The sequence below is a fragment of the Psychrobacter sp. JB385 genome, from assembly GCF_900163785.1.
Taxonomy (GTDB): Bacteria; Pseudomonadota; Gammaproteobacteria; order Pseudomonadales; family Moraxellaceae; genus Psychrobacter.
Genome location: NZ_FUKN01000012.1, coordinates 1 through 15,815, shown reverse-complemented (window position 1 = coordinate 15,815; position 15,815 = coordinate 1). Strand labels below are relative to the sequence as shown.

The window sequence follows — 15,815 nt, the reverse complement described above, 5'->3', positions numbered from 1 at the left end:
TAGCATAGCAAAAAGCGTTTGTACGTACACTAACCCCGTGTAGCGGTTGTGTATATAGTCTATCAGCGATGCAGATTGATGAATACGACTGAAATAAAAGATAGCTCATAACGGCGTTTTTTGCTATGGTAAATCTTTAGCGATTGGCATTTTTTTGCCACGCCTTTTCTTTATTCAAACAACTATTGCCTCTACTATGACTACTAGTGCTATGCCACAAATTAACCCTGAATACGTCCATTGGTTCCGTAACTCTGCCCCTTATATCAACACACATCGCGGCAAAACGTTCGTGATTATGTTTGGCGGAGAGGCGGTCAATCATCCCAATTTTAGTACCCTTATCCATGACTTTGCTTTATTGCACAGCTTAGGTATCAAGCTTGTCTTAGTACATGGGGCACGACCGCAAATCGAGAATAACTTAGATGGGACGGGTATCGCCTCTCCATTACATCAAGATATTCGTATTACTCCAAGAGTCGCAATGCCTGCTATCTTACAAGCCGTTGGGGCGATTCGTTTGCAGATCGAAGCCCAGCTGTCGATGGGACTGGCCAATTCGCCCATGTATGGCTCACGCATTGATGCCATTTCAGGTAATTTTGTGACCGCTCGTCCTTATGGTATTCGTGATGGTGTTGACTATCAGATGACAGGCGAAGTACGTTCAATCGATGTTGAAGCCATTAAAAATAATTTGCTGCATGACCATATTGTTATTTTAGGATCAATGGGCTATTCAGCAACTGGCGAGGTCTTTAACTTATTGGCTGAGGATGTGGCTCTCAGTGCTGCTGTGGCACTTGGTGCAGATAAGTTGATATTTTTAGGTGAAGACACAGGTATCAATGATAATAATCGTTTGCTACGTGAGATGATTCCAAACGAAGTCGATCGTTTTTTACGCGATCGTGACCTAAACTGCGAAATCAATTATTTCCTAAATTGTGCCAGCTTGGCGTGTCGTCAAGGCGTGCACCGTACGCACATCATCTCCTACGCTAAAGATGGCGCACTACTAGAAGAGTTATTCACACGTGATGGCTCTGGTACCTTGATCAGTCATGATCCTTACGAAGAGATTCGTCGGGCAGATATTGATGATGTGGTTGGTCTTATCGAGCTACTATCACCGCTAGAGGAGCAAGGAATCTTGGTCAGCCGCTCACGTGAGCGTTTGGAACAAGAGATCGATCAGTATAGCGTTATCGAACGCGACGGTATGATTTTGGGCTGTGCCGCTTTGCATCCGCTGGATGCTTCATCAGCAGAAGTGGCCTGTGTCGCTGTCCATCCTGATTATCGAAGTGGCAGTCGCGGTGCCGATTTGTTGGCATTTTTAGAGCAGCAAGCACGCAGTCACGGTCTGCATAAGTTGTTTGTATTGACCACTCGTACTGCTCATTGGTTCGTTGAACAAGGCTTTGAAGAAGTGGATGCTAGTGCTTTGCCCGCAGCGCGCCTAGAGAAGTACCATAATGGCCGTAACTCTAAAGTATTCCAAAAGAATCTATAATTGATGTCAGTGTGTAAAACATTTTATAGCCGAGTTACTCTAAAACCAATACAGTGCTGCTGAGGTAAATTTTTTGCAACCTCTGTCACGCCCGCGAACAGCAAGCAAGAAAAATTCACCCAGTAGCACGTTGCTATTAACGTATCGATTTTATTTTGAACTAACTATAATAGTCATAAAAAAGCCTTCATAACAATGAAGGCTTTTTTGTGTTTGCTACATACCGATTGGCGTATTATTTTACTTTTAATAGCTCAACAGTGAAGATAAGCGTGCTGTTAGGCTCGATACCAGCGTTACCCGCTTCGCCATAAGCGATGTCTGCTGGGATATAGAACTCGTATTTACCGCCTTCTTTCATCAACTGTAACCCTTCCGTCCAGCCAGCGATGACTTGATTTAATGGGAACTCGATTGGCTCACCGCGCTCATAAGAGCTATCGAATACGGTGCCATCAATCAGTTTGCCTTCGTAGTTAACTTCAACCACGTCAGATGCTTTTGGTGACTTGCCTGTACCTGCTTTGATGACTTTATACTGTAAGCCAGAAGCCGTGGTTTTCACGCCCTCTTTTTTACCATTTTCTGCTAAGAATGCAGCGCCTTTGGTTTTGTTTTCTGCTGCTTTGGTTTCCATGTCTTTCACGAACTTCTCTTCTTGCTCTTTTTGGTACGTGGTCAATACTTCTTGCATTTGTTCTTGCGTCAATGCAGAGTCTTTGCCTTCGTAGCCGTCACGGAACCCCTTCTCAAACGTATCAAGATTCAAGTCTTGCACCGCTTCTTTATTTCCTTCCGCCATCATATAACCCAAGCTATAACCAACTTTTTCAGTGGCTGGGCTTTGCTCGGTGATTGAGACGCTTTTTGCTGCGGTTTCTTGATTGCCATTATTCGTGCTACAACCAGTAATCAACAACATTGCACTGGCAAGGGCACTAACGCTTAGAGTAGTGATTTTTTTCATAAGATTTCTCGGGTTATAAAAATGGTGTCTATTAATTTGTTTGCCATCATATCAAATCTACGTTTTGGGGGCCATATTTGACGTAAAATTATCGGGCTAATGTACAGTCTATGTTAATATTTCTTCTTACGATAACAAGTTATCACACAAATACAGCAACACGTTAAGCTTTCTATCTTTAAATCCACTAATACATCGGATAAGCTGAATTAGTTAAAGTGATAAGTAACCGAGTGTCAGCTTTTATCGTATTTATTGAAGTATTGGTAGTGAAGCGGTTAACACAAGGTAGACCAATATTCTCTGATAAAGCTTAATCCTCAAAAATTATAATGTCATTGCATAATTAACTCAAAAAATACTATTTATTATAACCATCTATGTAATGGATTCGCTTAATAATAATGGAATATGCAATATTGTTCGGCAGCTTTTATATGATGATTAAAGGAGGATAAGATGAATCCAATGTATACATCGTTCAATGGTTATCTTGGTGGGCCTATCGGTTCCATTATCGGCGCTATCTTGATTTTCATTATCGGTTGGCTTGTGGCACTTGGCGTTGCAGCACTGGTACGCGGGGTATTATCCAAAGTCAATTTGAACCAACGTATGAACTCCTCGACGGGTAAAACTTACGATCTTGAAGGCATTATTTCTAAGATTGTGTTTTGGTTTATCTTTATCATTGCTATTTCAGGGGCGCTTAGCCAGTTAAATCTAAACTCTATTTCGGCACCATTTGCAAACATGGTCAACCAAGTATTAATGTTTATTCCTAATCTTATTGTGGCTATTGCAGTTGGTGTTATTGGTTGGGTTGTGGCGACTGTGGCTCGCACAGCTATCAATGCCGCTTTGGCGAAAACCTCAATGGATGAGCGTTTAAGCGAAAAAGCTGGCGTACAACCGATGAGTAGCACGATTGCGGATATGGTTTATTGGTTCATCTTATTAATTGTTTTGACCATGGTACTTGGTCAATTACAGCTCAATGGTCTCTTTGCGCCCTTGACCAACATGATTGATAAAATCTTTAACTTTATTCCTAATATTCTTCTCGCGGGTGTGGTCTTTGTTGTTGGTTATATCATTGCCAAGATCGTACGCGGTATCGTGACCAACCTAGTTTCTACCTTTGATGTACAAGCACTTGCAACACGAGCAGGTTTGAATGAGCAAAACAGCTTACCGAACATCGCAGGTTCATTGGCTTTCTTGGTCATTATTATCCCAACCATTATTGCCGCTTTAAATGCGTTAAAAGTTGAAGTGATTGCTCGTCCTGCGACGAACATGCTAAACAAAATCATGGAAGCCTTGCCAAACATCTTCATGGCAGTCGCCATTCTGGTAGTGACTTTCTATGTTGTACGTATGGTCGCTAATATCATCAAAGGCCTGCTTGAAAATACTGAAATCAATCAATTACCTGCAAAAGTTGGTCTACAACAGACGATGGGCAGTCAGAAAGTGTCTGACCTCGTTGGTTATGCCATTATTTTCTTTGCAATGTTGTTTGCTGCCATCGCTGCTGCTGACTTATTAGGTTTTGTGGCTATCTCTGGCATCATTACCATGTTTATCGCTTTTGGTGCCAATATCATCTTAGGCGCGATTGTTCTTTTCATCGGTTTTTGGCTTGCCAATGTTATCGCTGGTGTCGTTGAGCGTTCTGAGCAAGGATCACAGTTCTTAGCGAATATCGTACGTGTATTGATCATGGGTTTAGTACTTGCCATGGGTCTAAAAGCCATGGGCATTGCAGATTCTATCGTCAACCTAGCCTTTGGTCTCACATTAGGCGCGGTAGCCGTGGCTTTTGCACTATCATTTGGTCTTGGTGGTCAAGAAGCAGCTGCTCGTTTCTTACGCAAAATGCAAGACAAAATGGATAGAGAAACGGACGAAGCAAAAGCAAAATCGACGCTTCAGCCAAGCAAGTCAACTCAAGACAAATTTGCTGAGTCAGTTCGTGAAAACACGCCGTCTGCCTCTACGAGAAGTACGTCAACTACCAATGTGCATACAGATATCGTTGATACCACAAACGTAAATACTGATGATATCGCCAATGACAACATTGGTACCAGTGGCTTTGGTAATAGCAGCCTTGATAACACGACTATCGGTAACAACAATACCGTTAATAATGATATCGTTGGCGACGATCATTTATTACCAAACAATGGTATTAATGACGATCTGAATAACAAATAAGCACTTACTATTTCCATTGCTTAATAAAAAAAAGACAGCCTAGGCTGTCTTTTTTTATGGGTAGAGAAAGTTTACATGCCTTCAAAATAAGTCGCCACATTGCGCGTTGTTATTTAGGAGTTTGCTTTTTAAGTTGCTGTAGTTGCTTGGTTAATTGACGCTCGCGCTGAGTCATGGCATTGACAGGCTGAATCCATAAATCAATATCCATAAAGGTATCCTCAGCTTCCTTAATAAACTCGATACCAAGCACAATAACATGATGAAGCTCAGCGATTGGCAAACGGGTGGCAACATCTTGAGCAATCTTTGAGAGATTTGGTTGAATCGTTTTTTTACTGTGGTGCCCTTCTATATCCTGTCCATAGAAGATTAATACATAATGTCGGCCCAAACTTTCGTAAGAATGTTGATGCACCACATACCCTGTTTGCTGCAAGCGTGGTTCTTGTTTTGGGTGTTTATACAAGGTACGAACCAATTCATGACGCGAAAATAGCGACTCATCCAACAACTGTTGTTGCCAATGAGTGACCTCATTAGCTAAGACTGCTTTACCATCATTGCCTATATGATTGCCTCTTGATGTCTCTATCATCTGGGCACTAAGCTGCGACCATAGATGTGCTGCTTGCTGTAAATGCTGATGAGACATCTGTGCGGTTATGCTTTGATTTTTATAAGCAAGTGTCATAGAGGTTAACGCGGGATTGGGCGCATCTTGAATATTGTATTTGATCAGTGCGTTATCTAGCGCTATTGCTTGTGCAAAGAGAGCAGGACGGTTTAAAAACTGGGCGACAAGCGCTGTTTCTGTTTCAACGCTTGGTACTTGACCATTGATAGCATTTTTTAACTGCTCTAAATGATAATCCAAAAATCGCCACAGCTCACATGGTGTTTGCAGTGCTTTTAATATTGAATGCCAATCGTGCCAGCTAAAGACTTGTAGTCGCTGTACGCTATCGTCTGTATCTAAAACCAACTGCTCCATAAAATAGCGTGCGCCAAAATGATGTTTGACGCGTTGATTTTTATATTTTTGGTCATCACTAACCCCATTCTCATGTTCTCTGTTGTCATCAGTCAGATGGACATCCATAACCAAAACCGCATGACTAGCAGTTTCGCTCTGTTTATTTTGCTTTTTTTGCCAAACTGCGGCGGCTTTTAGCACCGCTAGGCGGACAGCTTCAATTTTTGTCCGACTACTCTCAAAAGGTAGAGACAAAGTTACTCTAAGCACCGACAGCTTGCCTGATAATAACTGGTACAGGTATTGCTGAGCAGTATAGTGAGCATCATACTGACGCTCAATGGTATCCATATTAACTAGGGAAATCTCAATGGCGTCTGACTGCAAATAGCAAGTCAGCTCTTTCGCAATCTCATACTGATCAGATATAGCAGTAGTCGAATAAGACACGTTTTCAACCCTTTATTATCAAATAAACACGTTAGTTGGTAGGTAATGACGCAAGCAAGAGACTGTATTATCCTACTAGCTTATAGCTGCTTTATGAAACGCTCTATGTCGTCAGCTTGTCTTACTGACTATCACGCGCTTACCAGAAGCTCAAAAGTTAAATTGCCTCAGTTTTCTGGAACAGTGTCACCTTTATAAGCGGGCATCGCTATGATAGTGTGAGAAAAATACATATCGGATGCAGACTTACAGATTATAAACTGCGACCAAACCCTTTTTTCAGGTACATTTATAAAGCCTATTTCACGAATACCATATAATAACAAGGATTGACAATGATGAAGCGTTTTAAAGAAAAAACCGTGATCGTAACAGGAGCAGGTTCAGGTATTGGGCGTGCAACCGCCATCCGCTTCGCGCAAGAAGGTGCGAACGTTGTTTTGGTTGGACGTACAGCTGAAACTTTAAAGGAAACCGCAAAAGAGTTTCCAGAAGATCATACATGGATTCACACTGATAACTATTTGTGCGTTACTTGTGACATCAGCGTGCAAAGCCAAGTACAAGAAATGGTGCAAGCGGCGGTAGATACGTTTGAAAAAATCGATATTTTGGTCAATAACGCTGGTAAAGCCATACAAGGTAAGATAACAGATTTATCTACTGAAGATTGGAATACTGCCATCAATATCAATTTGAACGGCAACTTCTACGTCTCTCAAGCGGTCATGCCATACCTCATCGCCACCAAAGGCAATATCGTTAATGTTTCCTCATTGTCAGGGATGGGCGGTGATTGGAATATGGCAGCCTACAATGCGGCCAAAGCTGGCGTCACCAACCTAACGCGTACTTTAGCGTTAGATCATGGCCCTGATGGCGTTCGTGTGAATGCGGTCAATCCAAGCGTGACGAAAACGAATATGACCACCGCCATTCAAGACAATGAATCAAAGCAGGATAAATTTTTCGCACGCTCAGCCCTTGGTCGTTTGGCAACGCCTGAAGACATCGCAGCAGCGATTACCTTCTTAGCCAGTGAAGACGCCTCTATGATTACAGGTGTCAATCTACCTGTTGATGGCGGAGTCAGCGCTTCAAATGGTCAGCCAAATTTTTAGGCAAGTTGCCAAAGTTGTGACAATCAACACGAAGCGCATCTAATAAAAATCCCTTGATCTTATGATATCAAGGGCTTTTTTTACTGATTGGATAATAAGCCATTCACAGCTATATCGTCACTGCCATGAAACGCCATAGGCATTCTTTAATCAGGCGAGTTATTCATATCTTGTAGCGGCTTCGATAAACGCTCAGGATGCTTGGGCATCACTCCTTTATATTGAGCATAAATTTTTGGTAGGTCGGCATCGATATCGCCACTAGGGTAAATAGGCGATAAAAAACGAACTTCTTTGGTGTTGTAGTCCAGTGCCACTGGTAAAATAGGCACGCCCGCACCAACTGCCAAATAGTAAAACCCTGTTTTCCAGTTTTCAGTATATTGGCGCGTGCCTTCTGGTGCCAATCCTAAAAACAGCGGTTTACCTGTTTTGAACTTATCAATACTTGCCTGCAATACCGACCCTTTCTTGCCTCGATTGATAGGAATGACCCCTACCCAATGTAAAAGCTGAGCAAATACAGGTATTTTAAACAAGGTATGCTTCGCCATAATACTTATGTTCAAATCCAAGGCAAACAAGCATGGAATTGCATACATACCATCGACGTTAGAGGTATGAGGAAGCGCCAAGACTACCGCTTGCGGAATATTTGGAATCTTACCCACATTGCGCCAGCCGGCCATTTTTATTAAGGCAGACGCGACCACGGGTGTCACTTTACCCCCACGTTTGGGGATTTTATCGCCCAACTGCGCTCTACTGAGCTTCGGCAATACTTTAGAACGTTTCAAAACCTTTGATGTCATGATGGCACCATATAGTAAAAGATAACTGTATCATATCATCAAGCCTAGGCTACTAAGTTGAATTTTATAGGTTTTATGATTCACTCGCTTATCGACGGATAGGTCAAAGCAATCAATACCTACCAGTCATAAGCGAATGATAAACAGTTCTCTCACCGTACTTACGAGATATCCGCTAGGTTGCCTTTGTTTTCAAGCCATGACTTACGATCAGCGGCGCGTTTTTTCGCTAATAGCATATCCATAATGCCATTAGTTAACACCATATCGTCCATGTCTAACTGAACCAAACGCCGTGTATCACGGTTCATGGTGGTCTCACGTAACTGCTCGGCACTCATCTCACCAAGCCCTTTAAAGCGCGTGATTTGCGCTTTTTTATTGCCCGGTACGTTTGCCAAAATCTGCTCAAGCTCAGACTCATCTAGTGCATAATGCACCTCTTTACCCACATCTACTCGGTACAACGGTGGCATGGCGACAAATAAGTGACCAGCATCGACGAGGGCTGGGAAATGCTTGACGAATAACGCGCAAATCAGCGTGGCAATATGCAAGCCATCAGAGTCAGCATCGGCTAAGATACAAACTTTGTCGTAGCGCAGCTCTGACAAATCATCAGAGGCAGGGTCAACACCGATCGCAATCGCAATATCGTGAATTTCTTGGCTAGACAACACCGTATCTGACGAGACTTCCCACGTATTAAGAATCTTACCACGCAGGGGCAATATGGCCTGATAATGACGATCACGTGCTTGCTTGGCACTGCCGCCTGCCGAGTCACCCTCTACTAAGAACAGTTCCGCACCATCACGCAGATCACCACGACAATCTGCTAACTTACCTGGCAATGCAGGTCCTTGAGTGATTTTTTTACGGGCCACTTTTTTGGCGGACTTTAGACGACGACCTGCTTTGTTAATCGCCAGCTCGGCAATTTGTGTCCCCATATCAGCATGTTGGTTGAGCCACAAACTAAAGGCATCTTTTGCCAAGGTCTGTACCGCGCCAGCTGCTTCACGGCTGGACAGGCGCTCTTTGGTTTGACCAGAAAACTGCGGCTCTGAGAACTTCAGCGACAAGATATAATTGACCCCATCCCACACATCTTCTGCCGTCAATTTCACACTGCGCGGTAGCAAGTTATGAATATCACAAAACTCGCGTAAGGCTTCTAAAATACCCGTGCGTAGCCCATTGACGTGCGTGCCACCTTGCGCGGTCGGAATCAAGTTCACATAGCTTTCTTGAATCGGTGTGCCACCCTCAGGCAACCAAGACAATGCAAAGGTAATGCCTGCGCGCGCGCCATTTTTTGCTTCATGATTATAATAAAACGGCGCTTGCGGTAATGTCTCAAGCCCATCTAACTGCTCGTTTAGATACTCAACCACGCCATCAGTAAACTGCCAAACGACTTTTTCATCATTGATATCATCCACAAACTCAATCGTCAGTCCAGCCGCCAAAACGGCTTTGGCTTTGAGATTGTGCTTAAGCTGTTTGACATTAAATTTGGGCGTATCAAAGAAGCTACCATCGGCCCAAAAATGCACTCTGGTACCGCGCTTACGTTTGTTTGAGCTGACCGCCTCGGTCAATGGCGTCACGGGTGCGCCGTTTTCAAACGCCATATCAAACTGGGTGCTGTCACGCCATACGGTGACTTCGACACGTGTCGATAGTGCATTGACGACAGAGATACCTACACCATGTAAACCACCTGACACCTCATAGTTAGAGGTCGAAAACTTACCACCCGCATGCAAACGGGTCAAAATCAGCTCAATACCGGATTGATTAAACTCAGGGTGAATATCGGTCGGCATACCGCGCCCATCATCCTCCACTGACAGCGAACCATCGCTATGCAGCTGAACTTTGATGGTTTTGGCATAACCCGCCAATGCTTCATCGACTGAGTTATCAATGACCTCTTGCGCTAGATGGTTTGGGCGTGTGGTATCGGTATACATACCGGGACGACGACGTACTGGCTCAAGCCCTTCTAAAACTTCTAACGATTGCGCATTATATTGACTCACAAATGCATCCTTAATTGTTCATGTGCGATTGATTCTATGGAACCATTATAACGAAAAATAGCGACCTTAATGGTAATAGTCGGTCGCGCACGTCACATAATGTCGTCTATTTATTTGATGCATTTTTCAACCAACTGCTGTATCAACTTAAGTACCATCGGTAATTGCTCACCAAAATCACTGAATCTATGATCACCGCCCGCTTGCACCGTCACTGTCGCGCCTTGCTCTTGATAAAAGGTTTTGGCCAACTCAGGGTTTAATAATTCATCGCCTTCTTTAATCAGTACCGCCACTTTGTCTGGATGAGTCACCGTCGATAACGGATGATCCGCAAACCATTGTAAATCAGCATTGGTAATATCCCAGCCGCCTGACGTCGAATGCAAAACATAATCATCGAACGATGTATCTTTATCCTCATTACCTGACATAGCTTCATGGGCAAATCGTTGTAGTGTGAGGTGAGGCTGCGTACTGGGATTTAATAATAGCGCTGGGCAACCAGTATGGTTACTGATTAAGGTAGAGAAATAACCGCCTAATGAGCTGCCTATTAATACAGTATTGTTAGACGCAAGCGCATTTTCTTCAATGTTCTCGATTTTATTATCAGCATCTTGTATTAATGACAGTATGTGCTCAAAAACGTGCTCAGGCGCTTGATTCAAATCAGGACGTAATACGGTGATATCAGGATAATACTGCTTGCAATATTCTTCTAATAGCCTACCTTTGGTAGAATTGGCATCGCTGTCCAATCCATGAATATAAATGAGGTTCATATATCATCTCGCTTATTCGATTTATTGTGATTGTTTTATATTAAATATGACATTCAGCATAACACTCGCCCTATAAACATAGTAACAATAAAACGGCACACTATTATTCACTATTTGCGACATAATAGGGCTGTGACAATAGTTTGCGCCAGTCAAAGGAATGACCGTAATAGCAATGGAGCCGCCATGAATCCACAATTTGAGCTGTTCGACATAGACAACCCTTGTGTCGGTATCTGTCAAAGCAATAAAAAAGGGTATTGCTTTGGTTGCTTGCGCAGTCGTCCTGAGCGTCAATTGTGGTTAAGTATGAGTACAGAGGAGCGCCGTGAGGTATTGCGGCTCATCGCAGGGCGTAAACAGCGTATTGAGCAGATGAGACAGCGTAAAGGTGAGCAATTAGGGTTTGATTTTGAAGAAGAGTTTGAGGTGGGTGAGTTGTTTTGAGGAATAGGTACTTCGTTTTCACTAGTTAAAGTCTTAAAATTTAGCAAGATAGTTTAAGCTTTAGTCCCTGTTAAACAATGAAACTCTAACGTAGCGAAAGTTTCACAGCTGCGTTAATTAATTGGCTATCTTTTCTTGCCAGTTGTGGGTAATAGTATCGGAACTTCAAATTGAACTCTACTTACTGAGCTATTCTGCGAACTATTTGAACTTATTGAAGATACAGATATAGAGCCTACAGACTCTCCATCATTTGCCAAAGTTTGCGATTCATTTACTGTAACTGCTATATCGAACCCTATTCTTTGTAATAAAACTCCAGTCTCTTGGCAAAACGTTTGCCCTTCAGCAGGATTCTGAAATACAGCTGTGATAGGGTTTATATTCGCATTTTGAGTCTGACCATACTCCTGCGCTACCACCACTCCTTTAATAATCTGCTTTAAGGTTTCTGCAACGAAATCATCTAATTTCATAATTTATCCAATAAAGAAAGGAAGAAGGAACTGATTGTAGCAATACTTCCTGCATTAGGTAGTCCATTTAAAAGCATCCGCACAATCGCTTTACTTGGCTTACCACCTTCGAATTGAGTTTCAACTGCGTCGATAACTTCATATGATGCCAGTTGCTCTTCTTTAGAAAGGTTGAGTCTATCAATTTCATCGCGCAAAGCAGATATATTCTCTTGAATCTCTGAATTCGAATTCACAATATTTACAGAGTTATCTATTGAGTTTTGGTTAAAACGATTGTTTACTCCAGAGATGTTATAAGTAATATGCTGAACGGCAGCTTTCTGAACGGCAACTTCGGCTTCCGGAAGACCCAGTTTAATCACATCCATTTGGTAGCCAGCAGGAATACTATGAAATCTCTCATGAAAGCCTGGATCAATAACCTTGTATGTTTCTTCTGCTCCATTACTCATTGAACGCTGAATTAAATCGCCTGTCTCTATAAGAATATCAGAGCGTTGGATAAAGATTTTATTCTTCTGCACACTTGAACTAATATTTGAAATTACTTCCCCATTCTTTTTTAACAAGTTTACAGTGTCAGTCATTAGATCATTAAATGGCATCTTTATTAGTCCTCTCCAGTAAGATTATGTACACTTTTTAAGAAAAATATATTTAATTTTCAATACAATGACAAATAAATCTAGAGGTTATATCGGTTAAATAGTATACACCTATGAATTATTCTTCTCTGATTTTTTATCCAATAGTTTTCTCATACTTGCAGTGAATGACTTTGCTGTTTGTTTACTAGCTGCAACTTGATTTACCAAGAAGACTAATATTTCTCTACAGTTCTCTGCTAAATCTAAGCAATCTTCATCTGATTCTGCGTGTAAACCTTGGCTTAAAGTTGAATGTAGTGCAGACAAAGGATTCATTCCATCAGGACGCAATATCGCTGGTAAAAGGTCTTTTACAATCACTATTTTGTCAGCAGTCACAATTGTTGTTTTCGTTTTCTCAAGTGCAACTTGATATGCAGCAAGTTCTTGACCAGATAGAAGATCAGCTATTTCTTCGAGCAATTCATCAATTACTTCTTCAACTATTCGTCGGTAATAGCCAAAGGCCCCAATACCATAGCCTTGGGACTCACAAATTAAACCCTTCTTGTAGTAACCAGCATGCTTGCCAAGAAGAAGTTCAACATTGGCATCACCAGACACTTCCCAAGCAGGAAATTGTCCTATTTTCATATACCATGCACCCTGCTTATCATCGCCTGCCTTAACATAGAAGAGACGCTCAAATTCCTGACAATGAGTACAGAGATATACAAGTCGAACATTAACACCTTCGGAGGGATAATTCTGATATTCAAAATTTTCCCAATAATAGTTATTCATAACAAAGGTCTGATTCGACTTACATTTTGGACAGGACATATTTATACTTACAACAGGCCATTGATTCAATGCCCTTGGAAGCACGTCAATTCGAAATTTTCTATAGAGAGAATAGTTTTCTAGAAAAGATTTATCAGGCATGTGAATCCCTATTTAATTTAAGAAATAAACTAATAGTCAACAGTATAAAATATTGTATCACTGCCAGTAAAAATAATAGTATAAATAATATTCTAAAAACAATTTCAATAAAGTGAATTTGCATTGTAATAAAGGTGAGAATCATGTGAGTACATGCATAGTAATGCAATTATCGAATCAAATTGGATAAACCCTAATTTGGAGCCAAAGAAAAGCCCCATCCGCATTAGCGAAGGGGGCTTTTACTTTAGAATAGAGAGCTGACGATGACCTACTCTCACATAGGCGAACCACACTACAATTGGCGCTACGATGTTTTACCTTCTCATTTAAGAAGAAATCAGGTGGGAACATTGTGCTAATGTCATTGTCAATTAACCATAGGCATTACTGTCCGATTTCACCTCTATTTATAAAGGACTAGTCACTAAACTATAAAGAGTACGTACGCCATTAATATAATTGCCCATGCGCATATTTTCATTCGCAGCGTGCTGATTATTGTCAGCATTCACTAGCGGCACAATGACGAATGGCACCTGCAAAGCATCTACAATCTCCGCCGTTGGCACAGTACCGCCCATCATACGAATACGGACTGGCGCAGGTTTTGCGCCGAATGCCTCTACCATCGACTGGTACGCCCATTTGCCTATAGGGGCATCCATCGGCGTCGCCGCAGCGTTACCACCTTTACTCTGATAAGAAAAGCTTGCTAACTTATCAAAGCGCGCTCTATCGTCATCAGTGGGTTCGCCTGTCACTAAGTAATAGCCTTGTTTTTGAATATGCGTCTCAACAAGCTTGGTAAGGTAGTTGGCATCGGACTCTGGCGTTGTACGTAGATCCAACTCGGCAACAGCCATATCAGGCACGATAGTAGCGACTTTATCACCAACAGCAGCCGACGCCATTCCACGAACATTGAGTGATGGATATTGCATTGCCTCTTGATAGTTGTTCCCTACTTTGTCAGGCTTTGAGATACCAAGACGCTTTTGTATCGCAGCTTCGTCGTCTGGAACGGCAGCCATAATTTTGCGATCGGCAGTGGTGAGCTTCACGCGATCATAGTACCCCGGTATGGTGACACGACCATCCTCACCCTTCATGGAGGCAAGCAGCGTCGCCAAGCGCTGAGCAGGGTTGGGCGAGTAATTACCATAGTGACCACTGTGTAACGGTACTTTAGCACCATAAACTGTCAGGCGCGCCTGAGCAGCGCCTCGATTACCAAAAATCAGTGTCGGCTGATTGGTTGCGTGCATAGGTCCATCGTTAATAACAATAACGTCTGAGCGCAATAGGTCTTTATTAGCTGACATGACCTTATTGATTGAAGGCGATCCTTTTTCTTCCTCACTATCCAGTATTACTTTTACATTCACACCTTGAGCAGCACCGCTAGCTTTTATGGCATCCATGGTGGCCAAAAGCATCATGATTGGTGCCTTGTCATCGGCAGAAGAGCGCCCAAAAACACGCCACTCAGGATCGACCGAACCATTGAACAGTTTCGCGGAATCTATCTCTTCCCATTCACCATCTGCGACACGATGTTTAAGTACAGGTATCCACGGGTCCTTTTGATCCCATTGCTCAGCGACCACTGGCTGACCGTCTAGATGCATGTAAAAGAGCACCGTCTTGCGTTTAGGATCAGCGTTTGGCTGCTCGGCAAAAAGCATGGGCTTACCATCATTTTCTAAATGCTTTGTGACAAAGCCGCGCTTACGAAAAGCGACATCGAGAAACTCAACGTTTTTACGCACATCCGCTGGAACGATTGCATCATTTGGTAACTTTAAGAGATCGAAGTACTCAGGATAAGTACCTTGAGCATACTCGGCAGCAGAAGCAGCAGATAGTTTAGCGGCATTGGCAGTGTTGCCCATTATCAGTGCTGCACCAATCAAAGAAAAAACACCCAATTTATTCATAATTTCCCTATTTTCATAAAGTTTATCAAAGCAGTCCATTGTGATTTTTCACTATATTATCAAAATATCGATATTGAATAGCAGATCAACCATTTTCTAAGAGTCGTCCTAGTAAACTGATTATTTTAAGTTCTATGAATCTAGCACTAATAGCTCAATCCAACAATATCCATATAGGAATACAGTCTATGTCAATTGGTTAACATTGCTTAGATAGTGACATTGAATAGGTAGATGGTTTGATAGAGAGATAAAGGTAGACAGTGCTGTAGAGATAGGAATATATAGAATAAGCCCTATAGAAGTTGCAGATAAAGCACTTATCTGAATAATGATGTGGGCTTTTGCTTCTATCAACGTGAAGGTAGCTGCAAAGTCCGTTGAATAGAACCTAATATGTAGGGTGTTTGAATTCTTGAAACAGCCACGCAAAGAAAAGCCCCCTGATACGTTAGTATCAAGGGGCTAGTCAGAATAAGGAGCTGACGATGACCTACTCTCACATGGGCGAACCAC

13 protein-coding genes are annotated in these 15,815 nt (G+C 42.2%); 4 read left to right on the top strand and 9 right to left on the bottom strand.

The genetic code is table 11. From position 1 onward, the window contains the following. Nucleotides 1-196: 196 nt before the first annotated feature. The gene (gene argA / locus CZ794_RS06420; protein ID WP_087040825.1) at nt 197-1,519 is read left to right on the top strand and encodes an amino-acid N-acetyltransferase; all 1,323 of its coding nucleotides are present in this window, start codon (nt 197-199) and stop codon (nt 1,517-1,519) included. 235 nt (nt 1,520-1,754) lie between these two features. Here argA and CZ794_RS06415 read toward each other — a convergent pair whose 3' ends face one another. After that, the gene (locus CZ794_RS06415; protein ID WP_087040824.1) at nt 1,755-2,486 is read right to left on the bottom strand and encodes an FKBP-type peptidyl-prolyl cis-trans isomerase; all 732 of its coding nucleotides are present in this window, start codon (nt 2,484-2,486) and stop codon (nt 1,755-1,757) included. A gap of 459 nt (nt 2,487-2,945) precedes the next feature. Between CZ794_RS06415 and CZ794_RS06410 the strand changes: the two genes are divergently transcribed. Next, nucleotides 2,946-4,709 carry a mechanosensitive ion channel gene (locus CZ794_RS06410; protein WP_087040823.1) on the top strand — a complete coding sequence of 588 codons (1,764 nt, stop codon included), beginning with the start codon at nt 2,946-2,948 and terminating at the stop codon, nt 4,707-4,709. A gap of 109 nt (nt 4,710-4,818) precedes the next feature. On the opposite strand, the gene CZ794_RS06405 is transcribed toward CZ794_RS06410, so the two are convergent. Beyond that, nucleotides 4,819-6,135 (bottom strand): hypothetical protein, encoded by a 1,317-nt coding sequence (locus CZ794_RS06405; protein WP_087040822.1) that lies wholly within the window; start codon nt 6,133-6,135, stop codon nt 4,819-4,821. A gap of 335 nt (nt 6,136-6,470) precedes the next feature. On the opposite strand from CZ794_RS06405, the gene CZ794_RS06400 reads away from it, so the two are divergent. Next, nucleotides 6,471-7,256 (top strand): SDR family NAD(P)-dependent oxidoreductase, encoded by a 786-nt coding sequence (locus CZ794_RS06400; protein ID WP_256958897.1) that lies wholly within the window; start codon nt 6,471-6,473, stop codon nt 7,254-7,256. Between the two features lie 146 nt (nt 7,257-7,402). Here CZ794_RS06400 and CZ794_RS06395 read toward each other — a convergent pair whose 3' ends face one another. From CZ794_RS06395 to CZ794_RS06385, 3 genes are all read right to left on the bottom strand, one after another. Continuing rightward, entirely contained in the window at nt 7,403-8,068 is a 666-nt protein-coding gene (locus CZ794_RS06395; RefSeq protein WP_087040821.1) for a lysophospholipid acyltransferase family protein, read from the bottom strand. Nucleotides 8,069-8,229: 161 nt separating this feature from the next. After that, nucleotides 8,230-10,116 (bottom strand): DNA topoisomerase IV subunit B, encoded by a 1,887-nt coding sequence (parE, locus tag CZ794_RS06390; RefSeq protein ID WP_087040820.1) that lies wholly within the window; start codon nt 10,114-10,116, stop codon nt 8,230-8,232. A gap of 110 nt (nt 10,117-10,226) precedes the next feature. Further along, the gene (locus CZ794_RS06385; protein WP_087040819.1) at nt 10,227-10,901 is read right to left on the bottom strand and encodes a YqiA/YcfP family alpha/beta fold hydrolase; all 675 of its coding nucleotides are present in this window, start codon (nt 10,899-10,901) and stop codon (nt 10,227-10,229) included. A gap of 186 nt (nt 10,902-11,087) precedes the next feature. Between CZ794_RS06385 and CZ794_RS06380 the strand changes: the two genes are divergently transcribed. Continuing rightward, a complete protein-coding gene (locus CZ794_RS06380) occupies nt 11,088-11,348 on the top strand; it encodes a DUF1289 domain-containing protein (protein ID WP_087040818.1) in 261 nt (86 codons plus the stop codon). Nucleotides 11,349-11,473: 125 nt separating this feature from the next. Here the strand turns inward: CZ794_RS06380 and CZ794_RS06375 are convergent, their stop codons facing one another. The 4 genes from CZ794_RS06375 to CZ794_RS06360 all read right to left on the bottom strand — a co-directional run bounded on the left by CZ794_RS06375 (nt 11,474) and on the right by CZ794_RS06360 (nt 15,299). Then, entirely contained in the window at nt 11,474-11,824 is a 351-nt protein-coding gene (locus tag CZ794_RS06375; protein ID WP_087040817.1) for a hypothetical protein, read from the bottom strand. Further along, nucleotides 11,821-12,432: a hypothetical protein gene (locus tag CZ794_RS06370; RefSeq protein ID WP_087040816.1), complete on the bottom strand. Its 612-nt coding sequence runs from the start codon at nt 12,430-12,432 to the stop codon at nt 11,821-11,823. Before CZ794_RS06370 ends, CZ794_RS06375 begins: the two co-directional genes overlap by 4 nt. 111 nt (nt 12,433-12,543) lie before the next feature. Continuing rightward, entirely contained in the window at nt 12,544-13,359 is an 816-nt protein-coding gene (locus tag CZ794_RS06365; RefSeq protein ID WP_087040815.1) for a hypothetical protein, read from the bottom strand. 410 nt (nt 13,360-13,769) lie between these two features. Continuing rightward, nucleotides 13,770-15,299: a M20/M25/M40 family metallo-hydrolase gene (locus CZ794_RS06360; RefSeq protein WP_218778310.1), complete on the bottom strand. Its 1,530-nt coding sequence runs from the start codon at nt 15,297-15,299 to the stop codon at nt 13,770-13,772. Nucleotides 15,300-15,815: the final 516 nt, after the last annotated feature.

Coding starts and splice junctions, on each gene's coding strand:
- CZ794_RS06415 (WP_087040824.1), bottom strand. CDS start 2,486: ATGAAAAAAATCACTACTCTAAGCGTTAGTGCCCTTGCCAGTGCAATG.
- CZ794_RS06375 (WP_087040817.1), bottom strand. CDS start 11,824: ATGAAATTAGATGATTTCGTTGCAGAAACCTTAAAGCAGATTATTAAA.
- CZ794_RS06365 (WP_087040815.1), bottom strand. CDS start 13,359: ATGCCTGATAAATCTTTTCTAGAAAACTATTCTCTCTATAGAAAATTT.
- CZ794_RS06360 (WP_218778310.1), bottom strand. CDS start 15,299: ATGAATAAATTGGGTGTTTTTTCTTTGATTGGTGCAGCACTGATAATG.
- CZ794_RS06410 (WP_087040823.1), top strand. CDS start 2,946: ATGAATCCAATGTATACATCGTTCAATGGTTATCTTGGTGGGCCTATC.
- CZ794_RS06395 (WP_087040821.1), bottom strand. CDS start 8,068: ATGACATCAAAGGTTTTGAAACGTTCTAAAGTATTGCCGAAGCTCAGT.
- CZ794_RS06385 (WP_087040819.1), bottom strand. CDS start 10,901: ATGAACCTCATTTATATTCATGGATTGGACAGCGATGCCAATTCTACC.
- argA (WP_087040825.1), top strand. CDS start 197: ATGACTACTAGTGCTATGCCACAAATTAACCCTGAATACGTCCATTGG.
- CZ794_RS06370 (WP_087040816.1), bottom strand. CDS start 12,432: ATGCCATTTAATGATCTAATGACTGACACTGTAAACTTGTTAAAAAAG.
- CZ794_RS06400 (WP_256958897.1), top strand. CDS start 6,471: ATGATGAAGCGTTTTAAAGAAAAAACCGTGATCGTAACAGGAGCAGGT.
- CZ794_RS06380 (WP_087040818.1), top strand. CDS start 11,088: ATGAATCCACAATTTGAGCTGTTCGACATAGACAACCCTTGTGTCGGT.